At 68.7% G+C, this 14380-nt stretch carries 17 protein-coding genes; 6 read left to right on the forward strand and 11 right to left on the reverse strand.

Annotated features, from left to right (window positions below; all coding sequences use genetic code 11):
• Positions 1 to 81 precede the first annotated feature (81 nt).
• Positions 82 to 501 carry an alternative ribosome rescue aminoacyl-tRNA hydrolase ArfB gene (gene arfB, locus OEZ60_RS08305; RefSeq protein ID WP_263334971.1) on the reverse strand — a complete coding sequence of 140 codons (420 nt, stop codon included), beginning with the start codon at positions 499 to 501 and terminating at the stop codon, positions 82 to 84.
• A 196-nt stretch (positions 502 to 697) separates the two neighbouring features.
• On the opposite strand from arfB, the gene OEZ60_RS08310 reads away from it, so the two are divergent.
• Positions 698 to 1417 (forward strand): hypothetical protein, encoded by a 720-nt coding sequence (locus OEZ60_RS08310; protein ID WP_263334972.1) that lies wholly within the window; start codon positions 698 to 700, stop codon positions 1415 to 1417.
• 273 nt (positions 1418 to 1690) lie between these two features.
• On the opposite strand, the gene OEZ60_RS08315 is transcribed toward OEZ60_RS08310, so the two are convergent.
• The 5 genes from OEZ60_RS08315 to OEZ60_RS08335 all read right to left on the reverse strand — a co-directional run bounded on the left by OEZ60_RS08315 (position 1691) and on the right by OEZ60_RS08335 (position 6112).
• Entirely contained in the window at positions 1691 to 2314 is a 624-nt protein-coding gene (locus OEZ60_RS08315) for a queuosine precursor transporter (protein WP_263334974.1), read from the reverse strand.
• 34 nt (positions 2315 to 2348) lie between these two features.
• Positions 2349 to 3239 carry an esterase-like activity of phytase family protein gene (locus OEZ60_RS08320; RefSeq protein WP_263334976.1) on the reverse strand — a complete coding sequence of 297 codons (891 nt, stop codon included), beginning with the start codon at positions 3237 to 3239 and terminating at the stop codon, positions 2349 to 2351.
• Positions 3212 to 4102 carry a penicillin-insensitive murein endopeptidase gene (gene mepA / locus OEZ60_RS08325; protein ID WP_263334978.1) on the reverse strand — a complete coding sequence of 297 codons (891 nt, stop codon included), beginning with the start codon at positions 4100 to 4102 and terminating at the stop codon, positions 3212 to 3214. The genes OEZ60_RS08320 and mepA overlap by 28 nt, the downstream gene beginning before the upstream one ends.
• Positions 4103 to 4118: 16 nt before the next feature.
• The gene (locus OEZ60_RS08330) at positions 4119 to 5483 is read right to left on the reverse strand and encodes an MFS transporter (protein WP_263335004.1); all 1365 of its coding nucleotides are present in this window, start codon (positions 5481 to 5483) and stop codon (positions 4119 to 4121) included.
• Between the two features lie 65 nt (positions 5484 to 5548).
• The gene (locus OEZ60_RS08335) at positions 5549 to 6112 is read right to left on the reverse strand and encodes an acyl-CoA thioesterase (RefSeq protein ID WP_263335006.1); all 564 of its coding nucleotides are present in this window, start codon (positions 6110 to 6112) and stop codon (positions 5549 to 5551) included.
• Between the two features lie 137 nt (positions 6113 to 6249).
• Between OEZ60_RS08335 and OEZ60_RS08340 the strand changes: the two genes are divergently transcribed.
• From OEZ60_RS08340 to OEZ60_RS08355, 4 genes are all read left to right on the forward strand, one after another.
• The gene (locus OEZ60_RS08340) at positions 6250 to 6543 is read left to right on the forward strand and encodes a YggT family protein (RefSeq protein ID WP_263335008.1); all 294 of its coding nucleotides are present in this window, start codon (positions 6250 to 6252) and stop codon (positions 6541 to 6543) included.
• A 64-nt stretch (positions 6544 to 6607) separates the two neighbouring features.
• Complete coding sequence (gene recQ / locus OEZ60_RS08345; protein ID WP_263335009.1) at positions 6608 to 8650, forward strand: DNA helicase RecQ; 2043 nt, start codon at positions 6608 to 6610, stop codon at positions 8648 to 8650.
• A gap of 74 nt (positions 8651 to 8724) precedes the next feature.
• Positions 8725 to 9321, forward strand: coding sequence for a glutathione S-transferase family protein (locus OEZ60_RS08350; protein ID WP_263335011.1), 597 nt, complete (start codon positions 8725 to 8727; stop codon positions 9319 to 9321).
• Positions 9322 to 9442: 121 nt separating this feature from the next.
• On the forward strand, positions 9443 to 10303 hold the full coding sequence (locus OEZ60_RS08355; RefSeq protein ID WP_263335013.1) for a Hint domain-containing protein: 861 nt from the start codon (positions 9443 to 9445) through the stop codon (positions 10301 to 10303).
• A 341-nt stretch (positions 10304 to 10644) separates the two neighbouring features.
• Here OEZ60_RS08355 and OEZ60_RS08360 read toward each other — a convergent pair whose 3' ends face one another.
• Positions 10645 to 10899: a YMGG-like glycine zipper-containing protein gene (locus OEZ60_RS08360; protein WP_263335015.1), complete on the reverse strand. Its 255-nt coding sequence runs from the start codon at positions 10897 to 10899 to the stop codon at positions 10645 to 10647.
• Between the two features lie 93 nt (positions 10900 to 10992).
• The gene (locus tag OEZ60_RS08365; protein ID WP_411709791.1) at positions 10993 to 12171 is read right to left on the reverse strand and encodes a TIGR03862 family flavoprotein; all 1179 of its coding nucleotides are present in this window, start codon (positions 12169 to 12171) and stop codon (positions 10993 to 10995) included.
• Positions 12172 to 12241: 70 nt separating this feature from the next.
• Between OEZ60_RS08365 and OEZ60_RS08370 the strand changes: the two genes are divergently transcribed.
• On the forward strand, positions 12242 to 12547 hold the full coding sequence (locus OEZ60_RS08370; RefSeq protein WP_263335018.1) for an HNH endonuclease: 306 nt from the start codon (positions 12242 to 12244) through the stop codon (positions 12545 to 12547).
• A 1-nt stretch (position 12548) separates the two neighbouring features.
• Here the strand turns inward: OEZ60_RS08370 and OEZ60_RS08375 are convergent, their stop codons facing one another.
• Genes OEZ60_RS08375 through OEZ60_RS08385 form a run of 3 tightly spaced genes read right to left on the reverse strand, consistent with a single transcriptional unit; the run spans position 12549 to position 14259 of the window.
• Positions 12549 to 13514, reverse strand: coding sequence for an ornithine cyclodeaminase family protein (locus OEZ60_RS08375; RefSeq protein WP_263335020.1), 966 nt, complete (start codon positions 13512 to 13514; stop codon positions 12549 to 12551).
• Between the two features lie 18 nt (positions 13515 to 13532).
• On the reverse strand, positions 13533 to 14018 hold the full coding sequence (gene bfr, locus OEZ60_RS08380) for a bacterioferritin (RefSeq protein ID WP_263335022.1): 486 nt from the start codon (positions 14016 to 14018) through the stop codon (positions 13533 to 13535).
• Positions 13966 to 14259, reverse strand: a complete 294-nt coding sequence (locus tag OEZ60_RS08385; RefSeq protein WP_263335023.1) for a (2Fe-2S)-binding protein — start codon at positions 14257 to 14259, stop codon at positions 13966 to 13968. The genes bfr and OEZ60_RS08385 overlap by 53 nt, the downstream gene beginning before the upstream one ends.
• Positions 14260 to 14380 lie beyond the last annotated feature (121 nt).

Consider the following 14380-nt stretch of genomic DNA (forward strand, 5'->3'; position numbering starts at 1 on the left):
CGCCGCCGACCGCCGCAGTGCCACATGTTGCGCCATTGTGGCCGATCCGCGCGGCAGGTGGGCTTTGCCACCGGACCGGGGTCAATCCTCCTCGACCTTCCCGCGCAGCGCCTTGACCTGGCCGCGCGCGGTCTTGGCCTGGAGCCGCCGCCGCTGGCTGCCGAGCGTCGGCCTGGTCGCGATCCGCCGCTTCGGCGCGACAAGCGCGGCGCGGATCAGCTCGACCAGCCGCTCGCGGGCCAGTTCGCGGTTGCGCATCTGGCTGCGGGTCTCCTCGGCGCGGATCACGATGGCGCCGTCATTGGTCCAGCGCCGACCGGCGAGCCGCTTCAGCCGCTTCTTGACCGGCTCCGCCAGATTCGGGCTGCGCTCGGCCTCGAAGCGGAGCTCGACCGCGGTCTCGACCTTGTTGACGTTCTGTCCGCCCGGCCCGGAAGAGCGGCTGAAGCTCTCGGTCAGTTCCCAGTCGGCGATGGTGATCTCGTCGTCGATGCGCAGCATGGTTCCGGTCTTAGGTGGGCGCCCGACCCGTGTCCATGCGTCGGCGCGAAGGGATCCCGCCAGCCGATCTTGAACGCCGGCGCCGGCCTTGCCAAGATCACTGCCTTGTCCGAGCGGAGATGATACGCGTGGTATCGACACCAACGGAAGCACGAGCCCCACGTCCTGGTGCGGCACGCGTCGGCAGGCCGGGCGCGTGAGGCTCGAACCTCTCCTCGACGAACCGCTCTTCTTCATCGATCATCTCGGCGGCGAGGGGGGCGATCTGGTGATCGCCTTCTCCTTGATCGGCCACGATCCGGCGCGCCGGCCCTCTCCCGAATTCGTGGCGACCGCCATTGGCCGCGGCACCGGGGCCTCACCCCGACGGGCGCTGTTCGTCATGGACGAGAGCCGCAGTTGGGGCAACGATCCCGGTTTCGCCCCGGTGCTGCGGCGCGCTCTGGATCGCGTGGCGGCGCGGGCACCGGTCACACAGATCGCCACCACAGGCCAGTCGATGGGCGCCTTCTCGGCGCTCGTTGCGGCCCGGACCCTGCCGGTGGACGTGGTGGTCGCCTTCTCTCCGCAATGGTCGGTGATGCCAGGCGTGGTCCCTGGCGAAGACCGCTGGGCGCGCTGGACCGCGCGCCTGTCCCGGATCGACTGGCCGACCGCGCCACTTCCCGCAGCCGGCGGCGATCGGACCTGCCTCTTCCACGGCGCGGTCGACGATCTGCCGCATGCGAGGCACTTTCCCTGCCAGACCGGGACCGACCAGTTGCTCTTTCCCGGTCTCGGGCATTTCGACCTCGTGCCGCACCTGAAGGTGCGCGGCGTGCTCTCGGGCGTGATGGAGGCTGCGCTCGCCGGGGATCGCCAACGTATCCTGCGGCAGCGCTTTGTCGATGCTCAGGATCGGCGGGATCTCGGGTAGCGGCGACAGGCGCGTCGCGCCCCAGGCAGCGATACGGAAAGGGCCGTTCCGATTAGGAACGGCCCTCCGAGATCTACGGAGATGGGCCAGTTAGGGTGTCGAAGATCGACCGGCCCAGTCAGGGTTCTTAACCCTAGGGTTTGCCCTCAGGCCACGGCCCCCCTGACTGTCCCGACACCTCTCTCCAATATCACTCTCGACACTGGATCACCTCCTTTCGCTGCGTTGCCGTTAACAGTAGCGTGCCACAGATTTGGTGTTTGTCAAAACTTTTCACACAACTTTTTCCGTCAATCTTGCAACAATCAGCCGAAACGGCACGAGCGCAACAAGCGCGAGCGCAAGCTTGACCAGCCAGTCGGCGACCGCCAGCGACATCCAGAGCGGCGCCTCCGGTCCGATCCCGAGCATCGGCAAGACCTCTCCCGCCCAGCTCACGTCATTGCCCGGCTCGAGAAACCCCAACGCCCCGGAGAAGGCGACCGAGAAGAAGATCGCCGTGTCGAGCGAGGATCCCGCCAGCGTCGAGACCAGCGGCGCCCGCCACCAGCGGCCCTCGCGCAGGCGGTCGAAGATCCCGACATCGACCATCTGGGCGGTGAGGAAGGCGAGCCCCGATCCGATCGCGATCCGCCAGGTCACGAGCGGGCCGAACTCGCCCGCGATCTGCGTGCCGACGAGCGAGCAGGCGAGGCCGACGAGGAAGCCCGCCACAACCACCCGGCGCGCGGCGGCGGGACCCTGCAGGCGGTTCGCGAGGTCTGTAACGAGGAAGGCGAAGGGATAGGTGAAGGCGCCCCAGGTCAGCCACTGGCCGAAGAGGAACTGCACGAGGATGTTCGAGGCGACGACGATCGCCGCCATGGCGAGGATGCCGGGGATCAATCTGCGGGTCATGCGCGCTCCGTGTGCGTGCCGAGATGCAAGGGGGTCATTCCTCGATCCGGTAGTCCGCGATCTCGGTCCGTTGCACCGGCAGGAAATTGTCGTCCGCGATCATCGTCAGCCGGGTCGCCCCGGCGGGGTCGCGCCAGACCGCGATGCCCTCGAGATTGTCATGTACCCCGGCGCTGGTCTCGAGCACCGTCTCCTCGGCCGCGATGCGGTCGTCGGCGATCGTGAAGCGGCGGACCCGGCTCTTGAATCCGAGAGCTGGCCAGAAGTCGCGTTCGAGAAGATAGAGCCGCCCATCTGGTCCGAAATCGGCGCCGACCGGCAGCCAGCCGGGATCGCGGCGGATCGCGAACGGCTGGTCCCATGCCTCGTTGCGGTAGCGGAACACCGGGAACGGACGGCCCTTCGCGCCAGACCGTTCGGGCAAGGTGTAGAGCGTGCCCTCGGCGTCGATCGCCAGAGCCTCGAGGCCGGAATTGTATTCCAGGTCGGCAAAGACCTCCGCGCGGAGTTCGCGCTCCGACGGTTGGCGCCGGCCAGGGTAGTATGCGACCCGGTCGAAAAGCTCGAACGACAGGTAGAAGCCGCCGCCAGGCGCGAGGGCCACCCCCTCTGAATCTGCCTTTGCCGAGCGCAGTCGTTCTCCGTCCGGGGCCAGCAACTTCACGACCGGTCCGGCCGAGACGGCCGTCACCCTGCCATCCGGATCACGCTGGAACTGCCCCTCCACGGTCGCGCCGCTGTCGGAAACCGCAATGAACAGGACGCCGTCCGCGGAGATGTCCAGCCCGGAGAAGCCGCCGAAACCCGCGTCCGCCACCTCCCAGTCATAGGATCCGACAAGCTGCGCCCGCGGCGCGGCGGCAGCGGCCACGGCTTGCGCCGAGACCAGTGCCAGCGTCAGTCCGAGGCGAGTACGGCGGCGCATTGGCGCGGCAGATCGGCCATCGTGTAATCCCGCGCACCCCTCTTGCGCGGTCCCTTCGGCCCCTTCGGCGGGTTCTTCAGCTCATCGAGATAGGTGGTGACCCACCAGGTCAGGGTCTCGTCGCAGCCGTCGCCGCCCTTCGAAAGCTCGGCCACGGTCGGTGTCTGGGTCCGACAGCCGGGCGAGCCCTTGGGGCATTTCAGGCGGACATGGAAATGGCTGTCATGACCGTAGAGCGGGCGGATCTTCTGCAGCCACTTGCGGTCGGAGGCGCGCGCGCCCTTGCACATCTCGATCTTCACCGCGGCGGCGACGAAGATGCGGTCGACCCGCGGGTCCGAGGCCGCGGCGGCAAGCAGCCGATGGTGCGTCGCGCTCCAGTTGCCGTTCACGCGCTTCTGGTCGGCGGTGCGGACCGAGGCCGAGCTGACCTTCTCGCGCTCGCCCCGGCTGAGGTCGAGCCGCGCGGGCGGCAGCATCCAGATATCGGCATCGAGCCCGATCTGGTGGCTCGAATGTCCCGAGGTCATCGGCCCGCCCCTCGGCTGGCTCATGTCGCCGATATAGAGCCCGGCCCAGCCGAGCTTGCGGGCATGGGCCGAGAGGTCGACGACGAACTGCACCAGCGCCGGATGGCCCCAGTTGCGGTTGCGGCTGAGCCGCATCGCCTGCCACGTCGGGCCGCTCTCGGGCAGTTGCACAAGCCCCGCGCCGCAGCCCTTGGCATAGGTGCCGATCGAGGCCGGCTGATGCGCCGAGGCGGTGCGCTTGGCGCCGAACAGCTGGTTCGCCCGGGGCTCGGCCGCCGCCGGCGCCGCAAGTGTGCCAAGGATTGCCAGAATGCCGAAGGCCCGTCCGATCATGCCTGCCTCTCGCGCTTTATCGTTCACCCCGGGGATTGACCCAGCTCAGGAGCAGCATGCCAAGAAGGAAGAGCGCGATCAACGGTATCGCGATGCCGATCCGCTGCGAGCCGCTGAGTGTGGTGAAGACAGCGACCGAGAACGGCCCCACAAAGGCAGTGGCCTTGCCCGAGAGCGCGTAGAGCCCGAAGGCCTCGGTCGCGCGCGCGGCCGATGTGTGAAAGACCATCATCGTGCGGCTCGACGCCTGCAGCGTGCCGCCAGCCGCGCCGATCACGATGCCGCAGATGTAGAAGATGGTGTCCGGCGCCGTCGAGCCCGCCGCGAAGGGAACCCCGTAGAACGCCTCGCGCGACATGCCGGCGATGACGAGGCAGACCGCGATCAGAACGACCATCGACAGCATGATCACCGGTTTCGGCCCCTTCGCGCTGTCCATCTTGCCGCCGAGCCAGCTGAAGAGCGCGGCCGAGACCGCGGCGACGACGCCGAAGAGGCCGATCTTGCCGATCGACCAGCCGAGCACGCCCGAGGCATAGACGCCACCGAACGCGTAGAGCGCGTTCAGCGCGTCGCGGTAGAACATCGACGAGAGGAGATAGGCGGCGAGGCTTCGGCGCACCTTGAGCGATTTCAGGAGCTGCCAGAGGTCCGACATGGCCCGGCCGATATGAATGCCTCGGGAGGCGGTCCGGGGCTCGCGCACCCAGAGGAAGAACGGCACCATGAAGACCGCGTACCAGAGCGCCGTGAAGGGTCCGACCGCGCGCGCATCCTCACGCGCCGTGTAGTCGAGCAGGCCAAGGCCCGGCGCGAGCCCGGCGCGCGTCTGGCCCGACGGTTCGGCGACGAAGAAGACCAGCATGATCGCGAGCGAGATGATCCCGCCGAGATAGCCGAAGGCGAAGCCCGAGCCCGAGACCCGGCCCATCTCGGCGTCCCCCGCCAGCCCCGGCATCAGCGAGTTGGTGAAGATCGTGGCGAATTCCATGCCGATCAGGCCGATGCCGAAGAAGACCATCGCGCGCAGGAGGTCGGGCTCGCCCGGCGCCAGGTTCCACAGCATCCAGGCGCCCACCACGTAGCAGGCCGAGAAGATCCAGATCCAGAGCATGCGCCGGCCCGACTGGTCGGCCACCGCGCCGAGGATCGGGGCGAGGCAGGCGATGAGGACGCCGGAGACGGTCTGGCCCCAGCCCCAATAGGCCTGCGCCGCCGCGCCCGCGGCCTCGGCATCCATGCCCTGACCCGCGAAATGCGCCCGCGCCACCTCGGCGAAATAGGGGCCGAAGACGAAGGTGAGAAGCAATGTCGCATAGGGCTGGCTTGCCCAGTCAAAGAACCACCAGCCCCAGATCCGCTTCCGCGCCGAAACCGTCATGCCTGCCCCCGCTCGCTTTAACGGGATCAAGACGGAAAAGCCGCGCGAACGCAAGTGACCCCGCGTCAGGCGGCGCTCCGGTCCGGAGGCCCCGACAGCGCGCGCTCGGGCGGCCAGGGCCGCGTCGCGTCGGCGGCGATCCAGGCCCGGACCCAGCCGGGCAGCTCCGGGCTTTCCTCGTCGCGGCCGAGGGCTGCCAGCACCTCCGCGGGCGGCACGATGCCGGCGCGCGAGGTCACCGCCGAGCGCAGGAGCATGTGGCTCGTGCAGTCGTCGCCGCGCCACATGCTCTGCTCCATGTAAAGAAAGCGCTCGTCCCAGCCGATGCAGCGGCTGACCATTTCCACCCGGTCGAACATCCGGACCCGGCGCCGGTAGCGCAGCGAGTTGCCCGCCACCGTGATCGACCAGCCCTTGCGCCTCAGCACGTCGACGAGACCGGTCCGCATCGCCAGCGGGATCCGCCCGAGATCGAACAGCGTCAGCGTCCGGCCGTTGTTGAGCTCGACCCAGAGATCGAGATCCCAGGGCCAGCAGATGTGATGCGAGACATGCGGCTCGGTCAGGCCGAGCCGCGGCTGGCGGCGGCTGGTCCAAAGCTCGTTGGCCATGCGGACGAAGGGGTACATCGGGGCTCTCCCGGCAGGTTTCCACCAGCACCTCGGGCAACACTGCCCGCAGGTCAAGCCGCGACGTGGCGTTACGAGGTTGCACAAGCCCGGCGGGCGGCTTACCTCTGGGCCGACCCAACCGGCCGGAGCCCCTCATGCAGTCGTTGTTTCAGGCGCTGATGCTGATCCTCAACGTGATCTGGTTCATCATGATCGCCCATATCATCATGTCGTGGCTGATCAACTTCCAGGTCCTGAACATCCGCCAGCCGATGGTCTCGCAGATCTGGTACGGGCTGAGCCGCCTGCTGGAGCCGGTCTACGCCCCGATCCGCCGGATCCTGCCACAGACGCCGGGGCTCGACCTCGCGCCCCTGGTCGCCTTCATCCTGCTGATCATCATCCAGCAGACGCTCGTCAACAACGCCGGCTTCTTCTACGGCTACTGAGCCTTGCCCCTTCCCGGCTCGTGTGAGAGGGTCGGGAAATCGAGCCAACAAGAACCGCGAGCCAATGACCCGCGCCGAGGGACTGCTTTCCTCCGTCTTCGGATTTGACGCCTTCCGTCCCGGCCAGTCGGAAATCGTGGCCGCTGTCGCGGGCGGCCAGAACACGCTCGCGATCATGCCGACGGGCGGCGGCAAGTCGCTCTGCTACCAGCTGCCGGCGCTCCTGCGCGAGGGCGTGACGGTGGTGATCTCGCCCCTCATCGCGCTGATGCGCGACCAGGTCCGGGCCCTGCGCGAGGCGGGCGTCGCGGCGGGCGCGCTCACGTCGGGCAATACCGAGGAGGAGACCGAGGCGGTCTTCGCGGCGCTCGACGAGGGGCGGCTGAAACTGCTCTACATGGCACCGGAGCGGCTCGCCTCGGGCGGCACGCTGACGCTTCTTCGCCGCATCGGCACCAGCCTGATCGCGGTCGACGAGGCGCATTGCGTCAGCCAGTGGGGCCATGACTTCCGCCCAGACTACCTCAGGATCGGCGAGCTGCGCCGCACGCTGAACGTGCCGCTTGCCGCCTTCACCGCCACCGCCGACGAGGAGACGCGGGCCGAGATCGTCACCCGGCTCTTCGACGGGGCCGAACCCGCGACCTTCCTGCGCGGCTTCGACCGGCCCAATATCCACCTCGCCTTCGAGGTGAAGGACCAGCCGCGCCGCCAGATCCTCGCCTTCGCCGCCGCGCGGCGCGGCCAGTCGGGAATTGTCTACACCGCGACGCGGGCCAAGACCGAGACGCTGTCGCAGGCCTTGCGTGAGGAGGGCCACGCCGCCTGCCACTATCACGGCGGCATGGATCCCGACGACCGCCGCGAGGTCGAGGCGCGGTTCCAGCGCGAGGACGGGCTGATCGTCGTCGCCACCGTGGCCTTCGGCATGGGGATCGACAAGCCCGACATCCGCTGGGTCGCCCATGCCGACCTGCCGAAGTCGATCGAGGCCTATTACCAGGAGATCGGCCGCGCCGGCCGCGATGGCGCCCCGGCCGAGACGCTGACGCTCTACGGCCCCGACGACATCCGCCTCCGCCGCGCCCAGGTCGACGAGGGGCTGGCGCCCGCCGACCGCAAGGCCGCCGACCATGCGCGGCTCAACGCGCTTCTCGGCCTCGCCGAGGCGACCTCCTGCCGGCGCCAGCGGCTTCTGGGGTATTTCGGCGAAGAGGCCGGACCCTGCGGCGCCTGCGACCTCTGCGACACCGCGCCGGAGGTGTTCGACGGCACCGATGCGGTCAGGAAGGCGCTTTCCGCGATCCTCAGGACCGGCGAGAGTTTCGGCGCGGGGCATCTCATCGACATCCTGACCGGTACCGCCACCGACAAGGTGCGGCAACGCCGCCATGACGATCTGCCCACCTTCGGCGTCGGTCGCGACCTGCCGAAGCCGCAGTGGCAGGCGGTGTTCCGCCAGATGATGGGTCACGACCTGATCCGCCCCGACCCCGAGCGCCACGGCGCCTTCCGCATGACCGACGACGCCCGCCCGATCCTGCGCGGCGAGGCGCAGATCACGCTCCGCCGCGACACGATCCGCAAGGCGGCCGGCAAGCCGGTGGTGAAAACCCTCGTCTCCGAGGAGGACGCGCCGCTCCTGTCCGCGCTCAAGGCCAAGCGCCGGGCACTGGCCGAGGCGGCGCGGGTGCCGGCCTATGTGATCTTCCCCGACCGCACGCTGATCGAGATGGCCGAGACCCGGCCCGAGACGCTCGACCAGATGGCGCGGGTGAGCGGGGTCGGGGCGAAGAAGCTCGAAAGCTATGGCGCCGCGTTCCTCGCGGTCATCACCGGCGCCGCCGAGGCGATGCATCCGGCGCGGATGAAGCTCGCCGGTCGCGCCGAGGGCGACGTCTTCGACCGGCTGATGAACGCGCAGGCCGAGCTTTCGCGCGGCGAGGACGGCACCGGAAAGTACCTCACCTGCACCCCTTCGACGCTCCGGAAGATCGCCGAGACCCGGCCGCGCTGCCTCGACGACCTCGAGCGGATCGGCGGCATGGGCGCGCTCAAGGCCGAGCGGTTCGGAACCGCCTTCCTCGAGATCCTCGAGGCCGGCTGACCTACCTCACACCTTGCCTCTTGCACCCCCCGCGCCCGCATGGCTCCATGACTCAAAGGGCGGAGAAAGACAGCATGTACACCGTGATCGGCACAGTCGGCAGCCGCGCCATGCGGGTCCTGTGGATGCTCGAGGAACTCGGGATTCCGTTCGAGCACATCGCCGCGCCGCCGCGCTCGAAGGGCGTCACCGCCTTCAACCCGGCGGGAAAGGTTCCGGTGCTGATCGAGGACAGTACGCCCATCACCGATTCCACCGCGATCATCCAGTACCTCGCCGACAAGCACGGCCAGCTCACCCATCCCGCCGGCACGCTCGACCGCGCCCGGCAGGACAGCCTCACGCAGTTCCTGCTCGACGAGTTCGACGCCAATCTCTGGATGGCCGCGCGTCACAGCTTCGTGCTGCCCGAAGAGATGCGCCACGCCGCGATCAAGAACACGCTGCGCTGGGAGTTCGAGCGCAGCCAGAAGACGCTCGTCCACCGCATCGGCGAGGGGCCGTTCGTCATGGGCGACATGATGACGGTGCCCGACATCATCCTGACCCATTGCGGCAACTGGGCGCTCGGCGCCAAGTTCCCGATCACCGAGCACCGGCTGACCGACTATCTCGACCGGATGCGCGCGCGCCCGGCCTACAGGCGCGCGATGGCCCGGACCGGGGAGTGACCCGACCGCCGTACCGGCGGTGTATTTTCTTCGCACCTCGGTTTGCCCTATTTGAGAAAGCCGCCCGTGCTAGAGAGGCCCCACAGAGCCGGGGATTGGACCCGGTTCCTGGAGCAAAAAAATGTCCAGCATCAGCTTCTATGCCCGCGGCGATGAATCGTCCGCCAACAACGCTTCCTTGAACATCGAGAACACGACGAAACAGCCCACCGTGCTCTTGACCTTCAACAGCAGTGGCCCGTCGGGCGACATCGTTCTCGAATACAACGCGGGCAAGGTCGACCCCGACACCACGGTGACGATCAACGGCGCGACCTACAACTTCAAGGTCGAGATGACCGGCACCCTGCCCCTGGCAAACGGCAAGGTGCCCGACCCGCTTGAGGGCCACCAGATCACGGTGATCTCGGCGGTGATCAATGGCGTCACCGAGCGGTTCTATTTCGTCACCGACGGCAGCGGCACGCAAACGCTGATGACCCAGTTCGGCAACGGCGCGGTCCCCCTGAAGAACGTCAGCTTCGCGCCGCCGCCGATCCATGTCTGCTTCTGCGCCGGCACCGACATCCTGAAGCCCGGCGGCTGCCGCAAGATCGAGACGCTCAAGGCCGGCGATCTCGTCCTGACCGAGACGGGCGAGGCCAAGCCGACCCTCTGGATCGCCAGCAGCACCGTCAGCTTCGACGAGATGCTGCGCGCGCCCGAATTCCGGCCGATCCGCATTCCAGCGGGTACGATCGCTCAGGGCGTGCCGAATGCCGATCTCCAGGTCTCGGCCCGGCATCGGATCGTCATCGAGGATGCCGAGGCCATGCTCCTCTTCGGCGAGGCGCGGGTGCTCGTCGCCGCCAAGGACCTGGTCGGGACCGTGGCGGAACGGGTGATGCCGCTCGGAGACGTGAGCTATTACCACCTCTTGCTCGATGGCCACCACATGGTGGTGTCGAACGGCATGGTCACCGAAAGCTTCCAGCTTGCGTAGCGCAGCTTCGACGGCCTGTCGTCCGCGGCGCGAAGCGCGCTCCTGGCCGCATTGCCTGGCGACGCCCTGGTGGCCTGTTTCGCCCGCGAAGACGCGATGCCCAGCCTCAAGGCCCACGAGGCCGGGGTTCTGGCTCAGAGGATTTTCGGGGAGCCGGTGGAATCGGCGACCGTCGCGTGTACCGAATACGTGGAGGCGGCGCTCGTCGCGTGATGCCTGCCCGAACGAATTCGCCGCGCCGACGGGTCTCGTCGGCGCGGCGGTTTCGTTCCGGTCATTCGGGCGGCGCCGCCTTTCGATGCGCCCCCCGCGAACCGTTGTGTCAACTCATCGATGTGAGGTCAGCAGGAAGCCACATACTGGTTGCCGTTGGCGTCCCGATAGACGCAGTCGCCCGGCGTGTTGGCCTTGCCGATCAGGTTGCCGGCGAGCGCGCCGGCGGCCCCGCCGATCACCGCGCCCTTGACCGCGTTGTCCGAAACCGCGGCGCCGAGCGCCGCACCGGCCAGCGCGCCGGTCGCGGTGCTCCGCTGCTCGGTCGTCTGGCAGGCCGCAAGCGACAGGGCGATGGGCAGCATCAGCATCAACTTCTTCATTCTATCCTCCATTTCCGGACTATCCGTCCTTGTCAAAAGCGCGAGTTCACCGCCCAAACTGCCCCAGCCGCGCATCGGTTCCCTTGACGGGCATCAAGTCCGGCTGCCATTTGCCGCCGCTCGCCCCGCCCAGAGCCCGGTCGCAAGGCAGGCCGTCAGAAGGTATCCCCCTGTCGGCGCTTCCCAATCGAGCATCTCGCCGCAGGCGAAGATACCGGGAAGCCCTTGCAACTCCAAGCCTTCGCTCAACGCCGCGCGCCGAATCCCGCCGGCAACCGAGATCGCCTCGTCGAGCGGGCGCGGCCCGGCGTGGCGGACCGGCAGCGCCTTGATGAGCCGCGCCAGCCGTTCGCCCTTCGGCAGCGGCCGCCCCCATTCCTGCAGAAGCGCGATCCGCACCGGGTCGAGCTTCAGCGCCTTCCGCAGCCAGTTCGCCGCCGTCTCCTTGCCCGGCCCCGGCGCGAGTCGTCCCGCGACCTCGGCTAGGCTCCGCTCCGGCACGAGGTCGAGCGTCAGCGTCGCGCCCTCCCGGACCGCGCGCGACACCGCGTAGATGCCGCCGCCCTCGATGCCGCGCGCCGAGATCACGAACTCGCCCCGCTCGACGTGATTGCCCGCATGCAGCGCCACGCCCTTGACCGGCGTGCCGAAGAACCGCGCCATGGGCTCCGACCACTCGACCCGGAAACCCATGTTGGCGGGCTTGAACGGCGCGATGTCGACGCCCTTCGCCGCCAGCCACGGCACCCAGGCCGCGTCCGAGCCGAGCCGGGCCCAGCTCGCGCCGCCGAGCGCCAGCACCGTCACCGCTGGGTGCAGGAACTGCCAACCTTCCGGTGTCTCGAAGGCCAGCCCGTCCTCGTCGAACCCGGACCAGCGCCAGCGGGTGCGCAGCTCCACGCCCGCGCCCGCGAGGCGGGCAAGCCAGGCGCGCAGGAGCGGCGAGGCCTTCATCTCGACCGGAAAGACCCGCCCGGTGGAGCCCGCGAAGACCTCCTGGCCGAGCCCGCGCGCCCAGCCCATCACCGCATCGGGTCCGAACACCTCCAGCATCGGTCGGAGCCAGTCGGTATCGTAGCGCGCCACGAAATCGGCGAAGGGTTCGTCCTTGGTGAGGTTCAGCCCGGACTTGCCCGCCATCAGGAACTTGCGCGCGGGCGAGGGCTTGGCCTCGCAGATCACCACCCGCCGGCCCGCCGCGGCAAGCGCCTCGGCCGCCATCAGCCCGGCCGGCCCGGCGCCGATCACCAGCGCATCCGTCACCCGCCGCATCGCCATTCCCGCTCCATCGCCGCCTTGTTCCCCCGGCCCGCATTCGCCATCCTGTCGCAGGAAGCCCGCCATGACACAAGAGCCCGACCCGCCCCTCTGCCCTCTCTGCGGCCGCCCGATTCCGGCGGACGTGGCGCAGAGCCTGCACCATCTGGTGCCTAAGCTGCGGGGTGGCAAGGGCGGCCCGACGGTGCTTCTCCACGCGATCTGCCACGCCGAGATCCACGCCACGTTGAGCGAGACCGAGCTTGCCCGCGGCTATGCCACGGTCGAGGCGCTGCGCACCCATCCGCGGCTGGCGAAGTTCATCGACTGGATCGCAAAGCGCCCGCCCGGCTTCCGCTCGCGCGTGCCGGGGCCGCGGCGGGGGCGCTAGGTCAGCCGGCGACGCGCGTGCCCGCCCCGGAGGCGACGGCGCGTTCGTAGGCCAGAGCCGCCAGCGCGAAATCCCCGACCGCGAGCCCCCGGAACACGAAGGCCGCGCGCCGGTCGGGCGCGAATCCGGCGGCGATCCGCCCCCCGATCAGCTCGGTCAGGTCACCGGCAATGAGGCCGGGTTCGACCATCGGCCTGGCGCTTTCCGCCTCCTGCACGCGGTCGTCGATGATCACCGTGTCGAAAGCCGGCATGCCCGCGGGCTCCCACGGAATCGCAAGGTCGGTGATCGTCGCGAAGGCGCCGGGCTTCAGCCAGCGCGCGTCGAGGAAGGGCGCGACGGAATAGTCGAGCGTGATCGAGCTCACCACCAAATCGACGCCGTCAAGCGCCTCGCGGGCGTCGAGCGCGTGCGCCTCCAGCCCGAGGCCGCGCGCCGCGTCGCAAAGCGTGTCGACCTTGGCCCGGCCACGCCCGACCGCGCGGATCTCGCGCAGCGGGAAAAGCTCGGCGAAGGCGGCAAGGTGGCTGTGCGCCTGCACCCCGCAGCCGACGAAGGCGACGCTCTGCGCCTCCGGGTCGGCGAGCCGCCTGGCGACCACCGCGCTCAGGGCGGCGGTTCGGACCGCGGTGACCCAGTTGGCGTCCATCACCGCCTTCAGGACCCCGGTCACGCTGTCGAGGATGAGGATCGCGCCGTTGATGCCGGGCAGGCCGCGCGCGGCATTGTCGGGCGCGACCATCACCGACTTCACCACGATCACGCCCGGCTCGTCGGCCGCGGCGAGCGTCGCCATCATGTAGCGCCCGTCGCCCGGCATCACCGCCGTTTTCGGCGCGGTCCAGAGCCGCTCCTCCGTCCGCGCGAGCACCGCGCGCTCGACCGCCGCGACCACGTCCGCGGTCGAGATGCCGAGCCCGTCCAGAACCCGATCCGAAAGATAGACAAGCCCGCCTGCCTCACTCACCGCGCCACTCCCATCGTGTTACTCCGCCTCGTCCGCCGGCAGTGCGTTCAGGAGGCCGTACCGCTCCTCGCCAAGCCGGTCGAAAAGACCGATCTGGGTCTCGAGGAAATCGATATGCCCTTCCTCGTCGGCCATCAACTCCTCGAAGAGGTTCTTCGAGACATGGTCGCCCACCTTCTCGCAGTGATCGCGCGCCTCTATGTAGAGCTTGCGGGCATCGTGCTCGGCGGCGAGGTCGCTGTCGAGCGCCTCGCGGACGGTTTCGCCGATCCGCAGGGGGTCGAGCTTTTGCAGGTTCGGATGACCTTCGAGGAAGATGATGCGCTGGATCAGCTTGTCGGCGTGGTGCATCTCCTCAATGCTTTCGGCGCGCGACTTCCGCGCGAGCCGGCCGAAGCCCCAGTCTTCCTGCAATCGGTAGTGAAGCCAGAACTGGCTGACCGCGGTCAACTCACTCCGCAGCGCGGAGTTCAGGTACTCGATGACCTTCTTGTCGCCTTTCATCGGATCCTCCCTTCGGCTCGCACCGGCGAACGCCGCGCAGGGGCGCGGGAACCTCAAGGCTGTCACAGCCCCGCATCGTCTCGACGAACAGCGGCAGGCAGCCGCCACAATCGGCGCGTTTGCCGAGCGCGTGGTAGATGCGGCCGGGCGTGATCACTGTACGCGCATCGGCGGCGCGCATCCAGTCGACCGCGGCGCGGATGTCATGATCGCTGATGCACATGCAGTGGCAGACGATCATCGCGCCCCGCCTCCCGGCCGCCGATTTGTCCGTTCTGCGCGCATCGGTCCCCAAGGCTCGCGACAACGCCCCGGAACCGGGGCGCGCGCACTTCCTGACAAAAACAATCGGATTAGTCAAG

Source organism: Albidovulum salinarum (assembly GCF_025673475.1).
Taxonomy (GTDB): domain Bacteria; phylum Pseudomonadota; class Alphaproteobacteria; order Rhodobacterales; family Rhodobacteraceae; genus Albidovulum; species Albidovulum salinarum.

Coding starts and splice junctions, on each gene's coding strand:
- OEZ60_RS08330 (WP_263335004.1), bottom strand. CDS start 5,483: ATGACGGTTTCGGCGCGGAAGCGGATCTGGGGCTGGTGGTTCTTTGAC.
- OEZ60_RS08365 (WP_411709791.1), bottom strand. CDS start 12,171: ATGCGGCGGGTGACGGATGCGCTGGTGATCGGCGCCGGGCCGGCCGGG.
- recQ (WP_263335009.1), top strand. CDS start 6,608: ATGACCCGCGCCGAGGGACTGCTTTCCTCCGTCTTCGGATTTGACGCC.
- OEZ60_RS08315 (WP_263334974.1), bottom strand. CDS start 2,314: ATGACCCGCAGATTGATCCCCGGCATCCTCGCCATGGCGGCGATCGTC.
- bfr (WP_263335022.1), bottom strand. CDS start 14,018: ATGAAAGGCGACAAGAAGGTCATCGAGTACCTGAACTCCGCGCTGCGG.
- mepA (WP_263334978.1), bottom strand. CDS start 4,102: ATGATCGGACGGGCCTTCGGCATTCTGGCAATCCTTGGCACACTTGCG.
- OEZ60_RS08340 (WP_263335008.1), top strand. CDS start 6,250: ATGCAGTCGTTGTTTCAGGCGCTGATGCTGATCCTCAACGTGATCTGG.
- OEZ60_RS08320 (WP_263334976.1), bottom strand. CDS start 3,239: ATGCGCCGCCGTACTCGCCTCGGACTGACGCTGGCACTGGTCTCGGCG.
- arfB (WP_263334971.1), bottom strand. CDS start 501: ATGCTGCGCATCGACGACGAGATCACCATCGCCGACTGGGAACTGACC.
- OEZ60_RS08370 (WP_263335018.1), top strand. CDS start 12,242: ATGACACAAGAGCCCGACCCGCCCCTCTGCCCTCTCTGCGGCCGCCCG.
- OEZ60_RS08385 (WP_263335023.1), bottom strand. CDS start 14,259: ATGATCGTCTGCCACTGCATGTGCATCAGCGATCATGACATCCGCGCC.
- OEZ60_RS08350 (WP_263335011.1), top strand. CDS start 8,725: ATGTACACCGTGATCGGCACAGTCGGCAGCCGCGCCATGCGGGTCCTG.
- OEZ60_RS08360 (WP_263335015.1), bottom strand. CDS start 10,899: ATGAAGAAGTTGATGCTGATGCTGCCCATCGCCCTGTCGCTTGCGGCC.
- OEZ60_RS08335 (WP_263335006.1), bottom strand. CDS start 6,112: ATGTACCCCTTCGTCCGCATGGCCAACGAGCTTTGGACCAGCCGCCGC.
- OEZ60_RS08355 (WP_263335013.1), top strand. CDS start 9,443: ATGTCCAGCATCAGCTTCTATGCCCGCGGCGATGAATCGTCCGCCAAC.